Source organism: Providencia sp. 6390 (assembly GCF_058148425.1).
On sequence record NZ_JBYVYL010000035.1, the window covers coordinates 1 to 601 of the forward strand.

At 50.7% G+C, this 601-nt stretch carries 1 pseudogene; it reads left to right on the forward strand.

Going from position 1 to position 601, the window contains the following annotated elements:
• Positions 1-41: 41 nt before the first annotated feature.
• Positions 42-601, forward strand: a pseudogene (locus AC3Z9T_RS21400) (S-type pyocin domain-containing protein); the annotation flags it as partial.

Sequence of the window (601 nt, forward strand, 5' to 3'; positions counted from 1 at the left end):
GCCCAACAACTGGGCTGGATACCTTTGACAACGGAGCCGTCATGAGTCAAAAAACGGAATCTTGCATTATCTGTGACAACTACCGATTTTGGATTGACCTACAATTGGTGGATGATAAAGGGCAACCATTAGTTGGTGTGGTTTATACTTTAGCTGAGCGTGGTACAGGACGTACCTTAGAGGGCAGCAGTGACCCACAAGGACTGATACACGCTGAAGGCATGACGGCCCGCCCGTATACCTTAACCCTTGAGCCGCAGTCATTAGCAGATGCACTGACCACCTTGTCACCACCAGCGGCAATTCAAGGAAAAGATAAATCGCTGAAAGATTTTTGTCGTGAGCAGGGTTATCCACTCAGTGAACAGCACCGCGCAGGTGAATTTAACGCAGGATTACCTGAGACGGTTCACCGTATGACGGCCGGGCAAATCAGCCGTTCAGCGCACTATCAACAGCGAGATGAAGGCTATCAACTGTGGTTCCCCTACGACCACCACCGCGTGATAGCGATTAAACGCATCGCCGAACCGGTGTTTGCTAAATCTATCTTGCGCGGTGAAGGCAATACCGATGCGGGGGAAGACGTTGAAGACTTGGC